At 44.0% G+C, this 16,798-nt stretch carries 14 protein-coding genes; 8 read left to right on the top strand and 6 right to left on the bottom strand.

Translation table 11 applies throughout. The features are described 5' to 3' along the window. The first annotated feature begins 293 nt into the window (after window positions 1-293). On the top strand, window positions 294-974 hold the full coding sequence (locus BW716_RS10945; protein WP_083722581.1) for a hypothetical protein: 681 nt from the start codon (window positions 294-296) through the stop codon (window positions 972-974). Window positions 975-1,133: 159 nt separating this feature from the next. Here the strand turns inward: BW716_RS10945 and BW716_RS10950 are convergent, their stop codons facing one another. Together BW716_RS10950 and BW716_RS10955 are read right to left on the bottom strand one after the other, a co-directional pair. Further along, the gene (locus BW716_RS10950; RefSeq protein ID WP_083722582.1) at window positions 1,134-2,636 is read right to left on the bottom strand and encodes a glycoside hydrolase family 28 protein; all 1,503 of its coding nucleotides are present in this window, start codon (window positions 2,634-2,636) and stop codon (window positions 1,134-1,136) included. A 172-nt stretch (window positions 2,637-2,808) separates the two neighbouring features. Beyond that, a complete protein-coding gene (locus tag BW716_RS10955; protein ID WP_083722583.1) occupies window positions 2,809-3,864 on the bottom strand; it encodes a sensor histidine kinase in 1,056 nt (351 codons plus the stop codon). Between the two features lie 186 nt (window positions 3,865-4,050). On the opposite strand from BW716_RS10955, the gene BW716_RS10960 reads away from it, so the two are divergent. After that, window positions 4,051-6,411 (top strand): outer membrane beta-barrel family protein, encoded by a 2,361-nt coding sequence (locus BW716_RS10960; RefSeq protein ID WP_083722584.1) that lies wholly within the window; start codon window positions 4,051-4,053, stop codon window positions 6,409-6,411. 271 nt (window positions 6,412-6,682) lie between these two features. On the opposite strand, the gene BW716_RS10965 is transcribed toward BW716_RS10960, so the two are convergent. The 3 genes from BW716_RS10965 to BW716_RS10975 form a co-directional block, all read right to left on the bottom strand. Further along, entirely contained in the window at window positions 6,683-7,363 is a 681-nt protein-coding gene (locus tag BW716_RS10965) for a pirin family protein (protein ID WP_083722585.1), read from the bottom strand. Beyond that, complete coding sequence (locus BW716_RS10970) at window positions 7,360-7,854, bottom strand: hypothetical protein (protein ID WP_083722586.1); 495 nt, start codon at window positions 7,852-7,854, stop codon at window positions 7,360-7,362. Before BW716_RS10970 ends, BW716_RS10965 begins: the two co-directional genes overlap by 4 nt. A 76-nt stretch (window positions 7,855-7,930) precedes the next feature. Next, complete coding sequence (locus BW716_RS10975; protein ID WP_083722587.1) at window positions 7,931-8,686, bottom strand: intradiol ring-cleavage dioxygenase; 756 nt, start codon at window positions 8,684-8,686, stop codon at window positions 7,931-7,933. A 599-nt stretch (window positions 8,687-9,285) separates the two neighbouring features. On the opposite strand from BW716_RS10975, the gene BW716_RS10980 reads away from it, so the two are divergent. The 6 genes from BW716_RS10980 (at window position 9,286) to BW716_RS11005 (ending at window position 13,807) form a co-directional block, all read left to right on the top strand. Beyond that, window positions 9,286-9,588 carry a hypothetical protein gene (locus BW716_RS10980; protein WP_083722588.1) on the top strand — a complete coding sequence of 101 codons (303 nt, stop codon included), beginning with the start codon at window positions 9,286-9,288 and terminating at the stop codon, window positions 9,586-9,588. Window positions 9,589-9,606: 18 nt separating this feature from the next. Continuing rightward, a complete protein-coding gene (locus BW716_RS10985; RefSeq protein WP_083722589.1) occupies window positions 9,607-10,077 on the top strand; it encodes a Dps family protein in 471 nt (156 codons plus the stop codon). Between the two features lie 202 nt (window positions 10,078-10,279). Then, a complete protein-coding gene (locus tag BW716_RS10990) occupies window positions 10,280-10,636 on the top strand; it encodes a hypothetical protein (protein ID WP_083722590.1) in 357 nt (118 codons plus the stop codon). Between the two features lie 44 nt (window positions 10,637-10,680). Next, window positions 10,681-11,523 (top strand): NAD(P)-dependent oxidoreductase, encoded by an 843-nt coding sequence (locus BW716_RS10995; protein ID WP_083722591.1) that lies wholly within the window; start codon window positions 10,681-10,683, stop codon window positions 11,521-11,523. A gap of 190 nt (window positions 11,524-11,713) precedes the next feature. Then, a complete protein-coding gene (locus tag BW716_RS11000; RefSeq protein ID WP_083722592.1) occupies window positions 11,714-12,445 on the top strand; it encodes a hypothetical protein in 732 nt (243 codons plus the stop codon). A gap of 117 nt (window positions 12,446-12,562) precedes the next feature. Next, a complete protein-coding gene (locus BW716_RS11005; RefSeq protein ID WP_083722593.1) occupies window positions 12,563-13,807 on the top strand; it encodes a multidrug effflux MFS transporter in 1,245 nt (414 codons plus the stop codon). A 220-nt stretch (window positions 13,808-14,027) separates the two neighbouring features. On the opposite strand, the gene BW716_RS11010 is transcribed toward BW716_RS11005, so the two are convergent. Then, on the bottom strand, window positions 14,028-16,520 hold the full coding sequence (locus BW716_RS11010; protein ID WP_083722594.1) for a glycoside hydrolase family 2 TIM barrel-domain containing protein: 2,493 nt from the start codon (window positions 16,518-16,520) through the stop codon (window positions 14,028-14,030). Window positions 16,521-16,798: the final 278 nt, after the last annotated feature.

Genomic DNA, 16,798 nt, shown 5'->3' on the forward strand with positions numbered 1-16,798 from the left:
GCGATAGAAATGTTAGACCATGTATGTGGTCAATGAAATAATGAGCGGACCTACAATTTGATATTATAAAGTGGCATGGGCGCCCGGATCATGAATTATGTGACCTGGGTCTGCTTTGTGACGAGGGGAAAATGAGTTGATACTATTATAGTATACTTATCTAAGGCATTGTTTGTTTTTAAAATATGACAGGGTATTACCCCTCCTGTTTTCTTAATAAAAAGAAAAACTGGTTGATAATCATTTTTATTTGAGATAGTGTAAATTGTTGCCGGGTTCGTAAAGCTATCCTAATGACGTCCAGAGAAGAATTACAATCAGCCATAGACCATCAGCTCCGGGTAATACTGGAGAAATATCATTGTGTTCGCGGAAGTATCAGATTTCAGACGCCGGCATTATTATCCATGAATGGGATCAGAAATGACGGAAAGCCGGTATTGATATGGCCGACAGATAAGAAATTGGATACCCTGGTTTCCAAATACGTATTCCAGGAGCCGGAACTGGGCGGATTGATCGTACAGGCAGATCTGCTCATGGATCAATTTGTGTATAAGCAGGTGAGCAAGGGCCGCCTCCAACAGGAAGCACTGCAGGTGCAAAGACAAAGAGATCAGGAGGCCAGGGTACAGCAGCAAAACTGGCGCCGCCTGCTGGAAAGCAAGACGGAAAGCTATGGGGTGGAATTGGCGGAAAAGGTGGCGGAACGGTTGCTGACAGCTAATTTTGGATTTGGCCACCGGGATTATTGTGGAATGGGGTTGGAATACCGGAATGGGGTTTATTATTATGGTGGTTTGTGGGATGGGATCATGGATGATAAGGTACTGTCATTTACGGCTAAAGCCGAATTTGTGAGTTGGTTGGCAGGGCAGTCTGATGCGGGTATGGCCAGGTTGAATGAGGCGGATGCTTTTTATTGGGGGAACCAGACGGTGACGAGACAACGATTACAGGAATTTATTCTATAGGGGCTGACCAAAAAGTAATGGTCAGCCCTTATTTATTTCGGGTACCTGATGGAGACCTGTCATCGTTTAAGCAATTGTCACGACCTTCACTTTGCTTTTTGGCCAGCCCCAGGAAATTCGGATACCCGATGACGTCAGGTAATATGTTGGTTCTTTTTATTATTCTTTAGTCAGGTTCGGATCGTCTACTACCGGGTCCTTTACATTATTTAATATGATCAGCGGTCTGGAAGCTGCTTTGTTTATCTTCACCTTTTCCAGTTTCAATCCATTTACATCATCAAAAATACAAGCTGTACGGAACTCCTCTCCAGTATAGCTCAGTTTTACATTTTTGAAAGTAATACCATCCGCATGTCTCACATAAAAACCCCATGCTGGCAATTCTCTGAACATGGAGAATTCAGGATAATCGCTGATCGCTTCAGGAATACGATGTAATGAATCTACATTGATATTCGCTACCGCCATGCTGGATTTCTCGGTGTAGGTGATATCTATATTTTCCAAAGTCACATCCTGTATGTGATGACCGGGTATGCCATAGATGCCGGCAGGGAAAGTGTTATGTTCAAAAAGCTCTCTTGGCCCTTCCATATTATACCCTGCATCAGGTTTGGTAGCTGGGATCTCCGCTTTTACATTAGAAATTCGCACTTTGCTGAGGGTACCGGGTTCACGACGTGCCTGGCGCTTGCCCAGGCGAAGGAAGATGGCATTACCGGTATTCTTTGCTGTGATATTGCTGATATCAATGTTTTCCACAATTCCGCCATCTACCGTTTCAATAGCGATAGCAGAGCGGAAGGTATTGTATACATAGATGTTTTTTACAGTGATATTTTTGAATCCTCCCCAGGAGGCGGTGCCCATTTTGAACCCACTGGCGCTGGAACGTACCTTACAATTGGCGATGTAGATGTTCTCACAAAGTCCTGCGGTATCGTGCGATTTCAGGCAAATGCCATCATCGGCTACGTCAAAGCTGCTGTTGGTAAGCTTTACATTTTTGCAGTCTACCAGGTCAATGCCGTCGTTATTCAGGAAGGTATTGCTGATCACTTTGATGCTGTCGAAGATCATGTCCGTACAGCTTACATAGTCCTGTATCCAGCAGAGACCATTCAGGATGGTGACATTTTTCACCGTTACGTGCTGACAATTTGTGAATGCAATCAGCTTTGGACGGTTGTTTTCTTCAGGTCGCATTTGTCCCCATTCGTTGTAATGCTGCCATTCTTTATCTTTTAGTGTGCCTTTTTTTAGCATGTCAAAAATGTCTTTCAGGAGCAGTTCTCCTTGTCCATCGATGGTCCCTTTCCCCGTGATGCCGATATTTTGCTGGTTGTTGGCAACGATCAGGGCAGAGGCTTTGGCTGGACCATAATCCTTACGGCTGGTGGTTGCGAGAAGGAAGGAGTTGGGCGCCAGGTGCAGGGTGACACCAGATTTCAGGGCGATGACACCGGTTACGAACTTACCGGCTGGTACGACTACTGTACCGCCGCCAGCGGCAGCTGCTTTGTCGATAGCTTCCTGGATGGCGGTGGTGTTGTTGGTTTTGCCATCACCTTTGGCGCCGTAGCTGGTGATGGGGAAGTTTTTTTGTTGCGCAGATAGTTGAAAATAGTTTAAACATAACAGTAGAATCAATACCCTCATATCGTGTTGGTTTTATATGAGCAACAAGATAATAATCTCATTGCGAAAAAAACAGCTTCCACTAATGTCGGGAGCCATTTTTTTCGGGAGGGTGCCTGCGGCAGGCATTTCCACCGGGTACGATGTGTAGCCGTGAGTGGATTTAATAATGTGTCTTATTTTAACCGGCATTTTAAATTGCAAGTGGGAGTATCTCCATTGCATTACCGGCGTCGGCGTTGATTTGTAGCTGGATGGTGAAATTGTCCGGTTTTTCCTGGATATCTAATTGGTATTGACCAGGGTATATCAGGTCCAGTCTTCTTCTTACATTCTGTAATCCTATACCGCTGTATTGACTGGATGCCTTGTCTGTCGTGCTATTGCTGACCCTGAAAAGTAGTTGATCTGCCTCTATTTCCAGGTGAATATTGATCCAGTTTGCATCCTGACCTGATACATGTTTAAATGCATTTTCAATAAATGTCATCAGTATAAATGGTGCAATTGAAATATGCGCAACAGGTTTGTCAGTAAAATGCACTTGTATGCGGGTGCTTTTATTCTGTCTTAATTTTTCCAGTTCTATAAAGTTTTCCAGGAAAGTTATTTCCTTATCGAGTGGAATGTGTGGATCATTACATTCATACAATTGGTGCCGCAATAATTCAGAGAATTTGGCCAGTGAAGCACTTGCTACATCCGGATTTTTATGGATCAGGAAGAAGATAGAGTTAATACTATTGAATAAAAAATGTGGATTAAATTGATTGCGCAGAAACTGCAATTCTGTTTCCAGTTTTTCTTTTTCTAATAATTGCTGGCGTTCTTTTGTTTGCATCCAGTGTTTGGCCAGCTTGATACTCATGGCCAGGGTCATACTTGCCATGGTACTGGGCAGGGCTTTGCCAACAAATCCAAAGAAACAAAGATCACTGGGAGTGGGAATGAGATAATACCCTCCTACTATACACAAGGTGGCGGTTGCCAGTGTGAGCAACAGGTAGCCCATGTAAGCCTGGTATTTCCCTTTCTGAAGAAATTGAGGAATGAGGTAGTACAAATTGAAATATACTGCCACCGCCTGAAAAACGACGTAAAATGCGAACTCTACGGCATGAGGGGTGAACAGGATGGTATTGGCCGCTTTGAGCGGATCGCCATAAGACACTACCCACCATGCATAATGATACATTACCCAGAATGGCAGATGGTAGAGCCTGTAACGAAATAACCAATGCTTTTCCATATCCCTAATTTACGAAAATATGCTGTGGCAGTGGGTATAATTATATGAAATAACACGGGAAAATGATCAAATGCACCTGGTTGTACATGAACGGGTGTGGGGTATTTCATCAATTATTTACAACGGGTGGTCATACGCTTTTTTCGGAGGAAAAGAATTTAGATTCTTTTGCTGAAAACAAGCATTATGAAACGCCTTTTTCTAATTTGCTATATCATCGCAATTTGCTCGCCTGCCCTGGCGCAGGTCAGTGGCAAACTACAGGATGTGCAGGGGGCGCCGGTTCCTTTTGCAAATGTCATCATACTGAAAGCTGCAGATAGCAGTATTTTTAAAGGAGCCGTCTCTGATGAACAGGGAGGTTTTCTGATCGCTCAAGTGCCAGCGGGACAATATGTGCTCAGGATAAATGCGATTGGGTACGAGGGGGTAAATTTATCCCTGGATGGACCCCGAAATGTAGGCGTACAGGTATTGCAGACTAACCGCCGGCAACTGGGGGAAGTGGTGATACGTGGTACGAAACCACTTTATCAGCAACAGGAACAGGGGATAGTAGTGAATGTAGAAAGCAGTATCCTCTCCAAAGGCAGTGCGGCATTGGAGGTGCTGGAACGTGCACCGGGTATTATCATCGATCATAGAAACAATAGTATTTCTATGAATGGAAAAAGTAGTGTGATGGTAATGCTGAATGGAAAGCTATTGCGTATGCCCATTACACAGGTAGTAGCCTTGCTGAGAGGAATGCGGGCGGACGATGTGGAAAAGATCGAGCTGCTCACTACACCGGGTGCAGGTTATGATGCAGAAGGTGATGGCGGCATTATCAATATTGTTTTAAAGAAGAACAGCAATGTCGGTTTGAATGGTAGTGTGAGCGCTACTGCGGGCTATGGCTGGGGAGAGAAAGCAGGTACGAGTGTACAACTGGGATATAATAAGTGGTATGGTTCCTACAGTTATAATCATAACAGGAGTAATGCGAACTGGCATGCGATCGGTACAGCTGTAGAACCTTTATATGGAGGGTTGACCTATTCTGATGTAACAGGTGTGATGCAGCCTGTGGAGAACAGTCATACCGCCAGAGTCGGTTTTGATTCCAAACATATGGGCGGTAGTTTGCTGTTTGGATATAGTCAAACGCATCTGCATAATATCAATACCGGCATGTTTAATGTACTGCCTGATTCTATCTTATACAATCATGTAGATGTCAATGAATACATGAAATGGAAGAATACGATTGCGGATTTCTATGTGGAAGGAAAGCACCTGAATGTAAGCCTGGATTACCTGCGCTATACAATGGATCGCCCCAGCAAAGCGGTGAATTCATTTGTAAATCTGAAAGGAGAAGAGATTGGGAATAACGATACCTTGTTTGCACCGATACAGGAAGGGTATGCACATACATTGATACAGGTAGGTGTGGTGAAACTGGATTATAAAGCGCAGCTCAGTGATAAATTGAAATTGGAAGCAGGTGTAAAAGGTAGTTATAACCGTACGGAAAGTGCATCGGGTATTAAAAGCCTGGTAGATGGTGAATATGTAACTGGTAAGGATGCAACGAATGATGGGGTGATGAGAGAAATAATCGGGGCGGGCTATGCGTCCCTGAAATGGCAGCTGGATTCTACGACTGCATTGACAGTGGGTAGCAGGTATGAATATGCCGATACGCGGTTGACAACTGTTCGTAAGATGGGAAAACTGTTTCCTGCCATTGCTTTTAATAAAGCATTCCCGGGCGGACATGAATTGTTTATCACTTACAATAAGCGAATCACCCGGCCAGTTTATACAGATCTGGCTTCTTATAAATCTTATACAGGACCTAATTCTTATGAATCAGGCAATCCTTCATTGATACCTACTATCACGAATATTTTTAAAATAGGATACAATTATAAAGGCTATTCATTTTCGATCTTAGCCAGTAGAGATGATCATCCTATCGTACGCTGGCAGATGACGGAAACACCGGATAGTGCAGTGTTGATAGTGTCTTCACAAAATATGTTGTGGCAGAATAACCTGGTGTTTCAGGCAGGTATACCTGTGAAGGTGACAGATTGGTGGAGTATGAATTACAGTCTGCTGGCCGCCTACAGGCAATTTAAATTGGATTATACGCGAAAGCCGGCGCAGAAAGGATACTTTACGTGGAGTGTGAATTTCAGTGAACAATTTAAGTTTCAAAAAGGGTGGTCTGGTGAATTGTCCGGTTTTTACTGGGGTCCTTCTTATGATGGGTCTAAGAAGGTAGGTAGTTTTGGAGAAGTGAACGTAGGTGTGAAAAAAGAGATGGGGAAAGGCACTTTGCAGTTTGCGGTAGAGGATGTATTTTCCAGTATGCATATTCCATTTTCTTTTGGTCAATTGACAGAGGAGGCGCATGATTTAAAATCGAAAGTGGTGTATAGTGCGGAGTCCAGTTATTTTCCGGTGATGAAACTGACCTATTTCAGGGCATTTGGTGGGACGAAACAAAGCCACAAGGAGGGCGGGGCAAAGGAAGAGCAGGAACGAATAAATTAGTAGCTTTGTCATACTATGACAGCGTATCAAACCTACCGTATATTCGAATCGCGTGAAGTGGCTGTAGCGGTTTTTTTAGTGCCTTACTACTATCACAGCATTTGCTGATTCGCATCATCAGTCAATGATAAACAATATTTTATCTTAGTGAACATTCTTCTACTACTATAGGGTAGGAAATAGGTATGCGTAAACAAGACCTCCTTATAAAGACGGTAAATTGGAAGAGTGATGAAAATGCGGCCCCGGACTGATTACCCGGGGCTTTTTTTCACATAGCCACTTCCAGTAGCAGGATGATGGCATCACTCGACAACGCCTCCATTTCTATTGCATCTACATCCCACAAAGCAAGCCCATCGCCATTATGCAGCAGTCTGTACTGCACTTCAAAAGCCCCTTCTATATTAAATACGAATACCCCTTTGGCCTTATCTTTTAGTGGGTAGGTGGTTTCAGCCCTGCCATTGAATTTTCCGATAGACAAGGAATAGGTGTCATTATTGATGAGTGTGTGCAGCTGATCTTTATGGCTGAGGTCAAAAGTGGTCAATGTAGCTGACGTTGCTATTGGGGTTTTGATCCATAATTGCAGGAACTTCACTAAGTCATTTTCGTATGGATTACGTACTTCGAATGTAGTACCCCGTGTGAGGTGTAGCACCTGTACCTGCCCCGCTTCCAGCAAACCATTATGTCCGTCATTAGTAGAGACGGTGATGGCGCCTACAACAGGTAGCAGGATAATGTCAGAAGCTGTTTCGATTTCCATACGAAAACCATTGCCACCAGCTAATACATCTTCATTCAGTACATAGAGTGCACCAAACGGCTGTTTGTGTTCATTGAAATACCTGCCGAAGTTGAATGTATTGTATGTACGGAACCAAGGCATTTCGTTGTAGCCGCGTTCATCAGACAGGTACATTTTTCCTTTTGATTGTGGTATCATGATTGAATAGAATAAATACTTAGGAATGGTTGCATAGAGAACATTTCTGTGAGTGTTTCACCATTCTCCGGTTCGTTGTTAATAGTGACCAGCAGCTGATTGCTGATGGTGTTATGCCAGGTGAGCGGTTCAGAAATGAAGTTCACCGCTACCTGGTGTTTCTTTTTATCTGTGATGTCAGAGTTGACGATTTCGAACTTGAAAATTTTGAATGGTAAAAATGTTTTACCAATGTTGTTAGTGATATCAGGTACTCTGCCATTCAGTTGTTTGAGGTAGCCGATGATGGCAGGTGTAACGAGAAAATGGATCCTGTCTGCATTAGGAACATTAGCGATGAGTTCAGCGAAGGTGTTGTACTTTTTTTCAGGATTGAATGTTTGTGCCTGCAGGAGGTATTCATACCAGGAGCCTTCGAAGAGCATTTGATCCCATGGTTTGGTATTCGATGCATCAATGAGTTTGCGATATATGAGGCGGATGGTCTTCATTGTTACTGTAGTTATAAGCGGAGGTATCCTTATTAAAAAGAGCGTGCATCTTTGGATACACGCTCATACGATGAATTTATGCAGCGACGTAGATGGTGTGTGTCAGTGTATAGCCGGCCGAGACACTACCAGTTACAGTAGCGAGTTCATTGGCAAGGGAGTCACTGAATATCGAGTCGGCAGTGTTGGATGTATCCTGCGTACCGTGTGCTTTGTAGTCAGTAGCAGTGGTGTACACCGTGTTACAAACATCAGCAGGGAACGCGATCTGAGTGATGAGCAGAGAAGTACCGCTGCTATTGTACACATGCACATGAATGTGTGGCGCTCTGCCTGAATACCAGCCTGGGAAGATACTGGTGAAAGTAACTAATCCGCTGGAGTCAGTAGTCTGACGTCCTCTCAGGAAGTGAGAAGAGGTATAGTCAACACTGGAATATCCACCACCGGGGTTTACTACATATTCAGAATAGTAGCCCACAGCGGTGCAATGCCATATATCTACCAGTGCACCGGAGAGTGCAGCACAACTGTTCTTTGTATTGGCGATGGTGATTTTCACAGTGAGTGGCACACCGGCCTGACTATCGACAATGTTACTTCTTACATAGGAAGATGGGCTTTTGGTAGGATATGGTCCTGCTGTTTCAGTAGCTGTGACAGTGCAGGATGTAGTTGTACTTCCAGTGTTGGTAGTGGTGCTGTCAGTGGTAGTACCGTCTGTGCTGGTAGTCGTATCTGTGTCTTTTCCGCAGGACGATACAGCCAGTGGGGCAACGGCTGCTAAACCTAAAGCAGCGAGGGTGTTTTTCAAGAAGATTTTTCTTTCCATGGCACGATGTTTAATTAAATATTTGTATTGGTCGATTTTGTAAATGTATCTACAATCGTGATTGGAAGAGAGTTTTGTCGGTAAAGGATGGAATTGTTGAGGTAAATTAAAAGGTCTTTTTTACGTTAAAAAAAAGTAACCGGTTAAGATTAAACTTTCGGATTCTTAACTGGTCTAAGGGCGATTTTATATAAAATAAGTCTTTATAAATCGCAGTGCATTGTCTGAAAAAATGCGGGTAATGATTTCATGTGGTGAAATCTGATTATAAGTTTTGTAATGAGAGGTGAAAAATAAAGGTGGATTTATTGGCGGGGTGGTCACTAAAGGTTAGAATTTAGGTTGTACCCACGAAAAGTACAACAGATAATATGTTTTGTCAATTGACAGTAGCAGTTTAGGGAGTTAGCTTTGTTTCAATGGAAAAATGTTCATTCCTTCCTTTATTCATACAGTGGAGCTTGATTGCAATTGGCCGTTTCTGTCAAGGAGCGGCCTTCCGTGTTTGGACAAAAATGCTTAATATAGCATACTGTTTGAAGTTTCCCCTGTTCCTGCGGAAGAATGTGAATATGCTCACTTTGTTAAATATTTAATTTATGGAACACCAATTGCACTACGATACTGTTATCAATGCTATTGCCGCTTTGAAGAAAAAAGGCTTTACTGTTGATTTTAACATGGAAGACAATTACATCGTATCGTCAGAGGATAAGATTCATGTGGATGATTTCAGTATCGTGGATGTGTACAGGTATGAGGGTAATTCGGATCCGTCGGACGAGGCAGCGGTATATGCTATTGAGTGTAAAAATGGCCTGAAAGGTATACTTGTATCGGGTTATGGCCCATCGGCAGATACTTTGACAACAGAAATGCTACAGAAATTAAGGATTAAGTAAAATATAAACAATTTTGATATGAAAGCTAATATTGGAATCAGCGAAAAGAACACGCAAGCTGTTGCCCTTATCTTAAATCAATTACTGGCAGATGAACAGGTGTTATTTGCGAAGACCCGCAATTATCATTGGAACATCGAGAGCCCTAGTTTTATGGAGTTGCATAAGTTGTATGAGAGACTGTACACTGAACTGGCGGAAACGATTGATGAGGTAGCGGAGCGTGTACGTAAGATTGGACATTATGCCGAAGGCCGTCTGGCAGATTATCTGAAACTGGCTAACCTGCAGGAAGGGGATTATACGAATGATCAGAATACCCAGATCAGGAATTTGCTGGATGACCATGAGACGCTTATTCGTGGCGTGCGTGCGCATATAGAGAAGGTGGAGGATGAGTATAAGGATACGGGTACTGCCGATTTCCTGACAGGTGTGTTGAAGGAGCATGAGGAGTGGGCATGGTTCCTGCGTTCTTATTTGAAATAAGTGAAATTAATTATGTTAAACGCTTTTGTCTTTTAGGGGCAAAAGCGTTTTTTTAATGCCCTCAAATTGTGGAAAATCTCCTCCATTGAGTTGTGTAATATTATCTTTATTTTATTGCATGTGTTTATATGGTGTTAATTTTGTATTTAAATTATGCTTGGTTTGAAAATTGAACTAATGCTATTTTTTATACATATGTACTATGATAGAGATTCAGCAGATAAATGAACGGATAGCGGCAGAACATTACAATGATGCGAACAGTTGTTTCGAACTGCGTATGATGTTGATGGATGCGGCATCATTACTTACCGCGAAGCAAATCTCTAATCTTCGACAGGGCAGGGACCCTCACGTCTCCATGATCTTATTACAGGCATTCAGGAATGTAAAGCAATATTACTTTCTACTGGAAAAAACCAAAGACATGGATCTGGCGTGTTATAACAAAACAAAAGATGCAGTAGTAGCTGAATTAGATAGTTTATGCCAACAGTTGAAAGGAAATGTATTCCAACTTCCTGAAGAAAATATCTCCGCTTTAAAAATTGCTCAGTAACTTAATGCCGCAAATTTTTGCGGCATTTTTATTAAACTGGAATTATGAAAATAGGATGGGCAGGACTTGGTAACATGGGTAAACCTATGGTGAAGAACCTGGTAAAGGCAGGATTTGATGTGAAGGTGTATAACCGCACGGTAGCTAAGGCAAATGAATTTGCAAAGGAAACAGGTGTGAAGGTAGCTGCTACACTGGCGGAACTTGTGAAGGATGTAGATTGTGTTATTACGATGGTGTCGGATGATGCAGCGTTGAAGGAGATCTGGGATCAGTTGCTGGCGGCACCGTTACCTGATGGGTTACTGGCGATTGATATGAGTACAGTATCTCCGGATACGACGAAGGCAATGGCGGCTCGTGTCAGAGAGAAGGGGATTGCTTACCTGGATGCGCCTGTATCGGGGAGTGTAAAACCTGCGGAAGATCGTCAGTTGATAATATTGGTAGGAGGGAATGAGGCGGATTTTGAAAGGGCGAAACCGGTGTTTGATAGTTTGGGTAAGTCGGCTACGTTGTTGGGGGATAATGGTGCGGGGAACTATGCGAAACTGGCTATCAATGCGTTTCTGGGTATTACAGTGCAGGGATTGGCAGAGGCGGTGATATTTGCTCAAAAGCATGGTATAGGACCAGATAAGTTGTTACCATTAATAAATGAAGGTGGTGTAGGGAGTGGGATTACGAAGATAAAGACACCGGGGATTATTAATGGGAATTTTGCACCAGCGTTTGCATTGAAGTTGTTGGCAAAGGATATCAGGTTGGCGAGAGAGCAGGGAATGGATACGCCGGCAGGGGTGACATTGAATGAGGCGCTGGAGGGTGCGGTGAAGGAAGGATTGGGAGATGAGGATATGATTGCGATATTGAAGTATTTAGGATGATCTCTCTCATTGCCGGCTTTGAGGCTAAACCGGAATGCACCTGTTGATGTTTTGGATACAACAAATTTTCCTATGATATAAGGTTTTTTAAAGTGGAGGGGTTATGTAACTAATTAACCTACATATACATGTGGCGGGGTGAACAATATCCCTTTTGAGGATGTTAACTTTGACTAAATTACACCCCGACATGAAAACCTTACGCAATTTGATGCTGATCGCCCTATTGGCGGTAGCCTGTAAAACCACCCGGGATGGGTATGGTAGCAACGAGCCGTTGGACAAAGTTTATAACAGGTCCATTAACCAGGCGATGATCGCAGACACCACCAAAACAATCGACACGCTGCAGACGATCACTGCAGGGAATCCTGTACTACAATGGAAGACGATTAACGGACAACAGTATGTGTTGATGGGTACTTTTATGAAGTATCCTAATAGCTTTCCTCCCGGAGATTCGATCAATAATAGTTGGGGAGAGATGTGGCTTTTCATTCCCAACCAGATGAAGTACAGGTTGGGAAGTACTTTTTCACCAACTTCTGATACATTGTTGCGTTTGAGCCAGATGCTGGGGTTACCGCCAGTGAATGGTAATAAGTATATCGCACAGGTATGGGTACCGGCGGGTAAGTTGTATAGACCAGCGGGTAATCCGGATGTGACGACGACGCATGCGGGTCCGGTATTGTCAGCGGGAGTGTCGGAGGAGTATAAGGCGTGGTTTAACGGGTATATTATTTCATCTTATTTTCAGCCGCTGGCGCCAGGTGGCGCGCATTATCCATGGACGAGGATGGGGTATACATATGATTGGAATCCGAGGGTGAATAGAGTGGGGGTGAGTGAGTTTGTGTTGCCGAAGGGGTGTGGGATATGGGTGGAGAAGATGACGACGGCGGGCGGGTTTTTTAAGTAAACGCGCGTTTAGCCTCTATAGATATTTCCCCTTTTTTTACCGAAAAAAGCTTTTGCCATCATGGTAAAAGCTTTTTTTCGCTGAAAGCAGGTTAATTTCGTGATTTAATCACGAGCTATGCAAACATCGGAATCCTCGTCGCGCGGGAAATCCCTTCTTATTTTTATTTTAGGATCACTGACAGCATTAGGACCATTCTCTATTGACATGTATCTTCCAGGCTTTGACTCCATTGCAAAAGACCTGGGGGTGACTACAGCAGAAGTCGGCCTTTCCTTATCCAGTTATTTTATCGGTATCTCTGCCGGACAGTTATTATACGGACCACTGTTAGACCGTTTTGGTCGGAAGAAACCGCTTTACTTTGGGCTTTGTCTTTACATCTTAGCATCTGCGGGTTGTACATTGGTGCATAGCTTGCAGGGGTTGGTGATATTACGTTTCTTCCAGGCTATTGGTAGTTGTGCGGCGGCGGTAGCTGCTATTGCGATGGTGAGGGATTTGTTTCCGGTGGAGCAGAATGCGAGGGTATTTGCATTGTTGATGCTGGTGGTAGGAGCTTCTCCTATGATTGCGCCTACAGTAGGTGGTTATGTTACGTTGGCTTTGGGGTGGCATGCGGTGTTTATAATATTAGGTGGATTGGGGCTGTTGATATTACTGGCGAGTATATTTTTATTGCCGGAGAGTTATGAGCCGGATGTGAATATGTCTTTAAAGCCGGGGCCGATAATTAGTAATTTCCTGGCGGTGATAAAGGAGCCGCAGTTTTATACTTATACCTTGTCGGGTTCATTTGCATTTGCGGGATTGTTCGCCTATGTATCGGGTTCGCCGGTGGTGTTCATGGAGATCTTTCATCTGGATAAGACGGTGTATGGCTGGATCTTTGCGGGGTTATCGGTAGGATTGATTGGGTCTAGTCAGGTGAACAGTTGGGTGTTGCGTCGTTATAGAAGTGATCAGGTGGTAAAGGTGGCGGTGATTGCGCAGGCATTGACGGGGATATTATTTTTGGTGGGAGAATATCAGGGGTGGTATCAGTTACCGCAGGTGATAGGGTTGTTATTTATATTTTTGAGTTGTGTGGGTTTTGCAAATCCTAATACGTCGGCATTGTCTATAGCGCCTTTTAAGAAGCATGCGGGAAGTGCAGCGGCGTTGATGGGAGCTACGCAGATGGGAATAGGTGCGTTGGCATCAGTGGGGGTGAGTTTGTTTGATAGTCATACAGCGTTGCCGATGGTGATGATAATGGCAGGTACGGCGGTGATGTCTGTGGTGGTGTTGGTGATAGGGCGCAGGCAAATTAAGCATCCGATTGTGATGCATGAGGGGGATGATGCGATAGTGATACATTAGGGGGTAGGCATTCAATTCTATGCGCTATGCATTAGATCAATTACTAATTGCCTTATTGCTTAGTTGATAAGATTTAGGTTATGTTATGGGATCAATTACTAATTGGCTTATTGCTTAGTTGATAAGATTTAGGTTATGGTATCAATTTCTAATTGCCTGATCGATTATCTGGTAAGCTTTAAGTAATGCATTCTCGGTTGCTTTCAATTTCAACTCTACTTTATTTTACTCTAATGGTGATATATCCTGTTTTCAGCTTATCACCGGTTACTTCTACTTTAATCTTTCCAGCATGGCCGGTATTCCGCAGGATAATCAATCCTTTCCCCCTAAAGGTGGTAAGTGTTGGCTGCTGGAAACTGGCCATTCTATTTGGACATCCACTCCCCGCTCCTGCAAGCACAGCCGGGCCTGAGATCCTGATATTTAATTTCAGGTCGGCATAAGGCACTACATTCCCTTCAGCATCCATTACTGCTACATTGACATAGGAAAGAGATTCAGCGTCTGCCTGAATGGTAGTTGTATCAGCATGTAAAGCAATGGCCGCAGGTTCGGAGGTCGATACGAGGTATCTCACTCCTATCGGTTTTTTATTTCTATCCAGTGCATTGGCTACGATGGTTCCTGGTTTCACCAGTACATCGAAAGTAGCTGTCAGGTCAGTAGCCGTTTCTTTAGTCGCCAGCACCTCTCCGTTTTGCTCAAATTTTACATATTTGGCACGGGTAAAGACTCTCACCTTCAAAGGTTTTCTCAGGTGTTTAGGATATGACCAGCGAGGGAGTTCATCCGGCCATCCCCAGAAACTGGTTTTTTCATTGGTTGTATCTGGTGAGTGTACAAGTATTTCGATGGGGCTCCTTCTCCATACTACATCTCTGTAATAAGATTGTGGTTTTTTCTCGCCTGTAATATCGAGGTCGCCGCACCATGCATTGAACCATGGCCAGGTGAGGCGTGCGCTGTCCTTATCACTGTGAATGGTGTGTCCGATACCGGCTTCTCCAAGGTAATCCATGCCAGCCCAGGCAAAGTCACCGATGATCCAGTTTAACCCTTCTACATGATTCCAGGCATTTTGTAAATCCTGAATGGTGCTTTCAGTGCCCACCATGATACGGTTGGGTACTCTCTTTTTATCGAGGTAATAATTGCCCCACAGGTAGTTGTATCCAGCCACATCCAGGAGAGCGAGGGGCGCATCTGCGTCTTCCCATTTGAGGGACCCACGGCCAAAATTGTTGAAAGCGGCGGTAATGAGACGGGTAGTATCGAGTGATTTGATGGTAGCGCTGAGCTCTTTGGTAAGAAGGATGCCTCTGAACTCTGCTCTTTCAGGGATTTCATTACCAATGCTCCACATAATGATGGAGGGGTGGTTTCGGTCGCGACGAATCATGGATTCGAGGTCCTTAGTATGATAATCGCGGAAGTAACGGGAGTAGTCGGAAGGTGTTTTTTCATCTTCCCAGGTATCGAAGGCTTCGTCGATGACGAGCATACCGAGGCTGTCACAAACTTCCAGGAATTTGGGAGAGGGCGGATTATGGCTGGTACGGATGGCGTTGAAACCATTTTCTTTCAACAGCACGATTTTCCTTTCTTCGGCACGATCAAAGGCGGCGGCACCGAGGAGGCCATTGTCGTGGTGGATGTTGGCACCTCTGAGGAGGGTGCGGGTACCATTGATTAAAAGGCCAATTTTAGGGTCAATTTTGACTTCTCTTATGCCGGTTGGAATAATTACTTTATCGAGGGTAATATTGTCTTTTTGGAGGGTTATTTCGGTTTTATAGCGATAAGGGCGGTTTGGTGACCAAAGTTGTGGATTGTTGATGGTGATGGTGTTTGTATTTGACTCCGCTACGACGGTGTTGGTGGTGTCGAGGAGGCGGAGGTGAAGGAGGGTACCTTCGGGGAGGGTGGTATTGACGTGGATGCTGGCTTGGAAGGTAGGATCGGTGGTGGGGAAAATAAGGTTGGCGTCTTGACCTGTAGTCTTTGTGGAGTAGGAAGAAGTAGTGGTATTTTGAACCGTGGTTTTTGCAGTCTGGATAGAGGAATTGGAATCTTGAATTGTGTTTTTTATGTCCTCGATCGCATCTTGTTTTGTGGTGATAGCGATGTTTTCCACGTCCAGGTGTTGCGCTGGCAAATTGACCAGGTATACATGGCGGTAGATGCCTGAGCCTGTGTACCAGCGGGAGTTGAGTCCTTCGTTTTTAACTTTTACCTCGATGGTATTGACTTTTCCTGCTGGGGAGAGGTAGGGAGTCAGGTCGTAGGTAAAGGGAGTATAGCCATAATGGTGATTGCCGAGGAGGTGGCCATTGATCCATACGTCGCTGTTCATGTAAACGCCGTCGAAGCGGATGTGGAGCAGGTGGTCATTTAGTTCTGGAAGGGTAAAAGATTTCCTGTACCAGGCGGTGCCGCCTACGGTGTAGGCGCCTTGTTCCTTATTGAGGCTGTATTTGTAGAAAGGCCCTATGATGGTGGAGTCGTTTTGATTAGGGAGGTCTTCGATGCTCCAGTCGTGAGGCAGCTGGACGGTCTTTTTTAGGGAGTCCTTTTGGAAGAGCCAGTTATTGTCGAAGCGGATTTCTCTTTGGGTAAGGCGGATGGCTTCCGGTTTTTGACCAAAGGTGAAGGTGGCTGTCAGGAGACAGGTGAATAGGAATAGGTGGCGGAGGAATAGTTTGGCATTCATTTTTTCACAGGATTGGGGTAAAAATATAAAAAATTGGGGAAAGGTTTTAATCGAAGAAGCAGCGAACTAGCAGCGAAGAACGAGTATAGAAAGAGTATAGAACGAGTATACAACGAGTATACAACGAGTATAGAATGAGTATAGAAGATTCGAACAAACAGTATAGAAAACCCGGGAAAAATGGGGGTGAAAAATAGGTGGCGGAAAGTTTTTCACAAGATTTTTTAAAAAATATTTGGAATGAATTGAACAAATCCTATCTTTGCATCCCCAACGAC

The organism is [Flexibacter] sp. ATCC 35208 (genome assembly GCF_001975825.1).
Taxonomy (GTDB): domain Bacteria; phylum Bacteroidota; class Bacteroidia; order Chitinophagales; family Chitinophagaceae; genus Chitinophaga.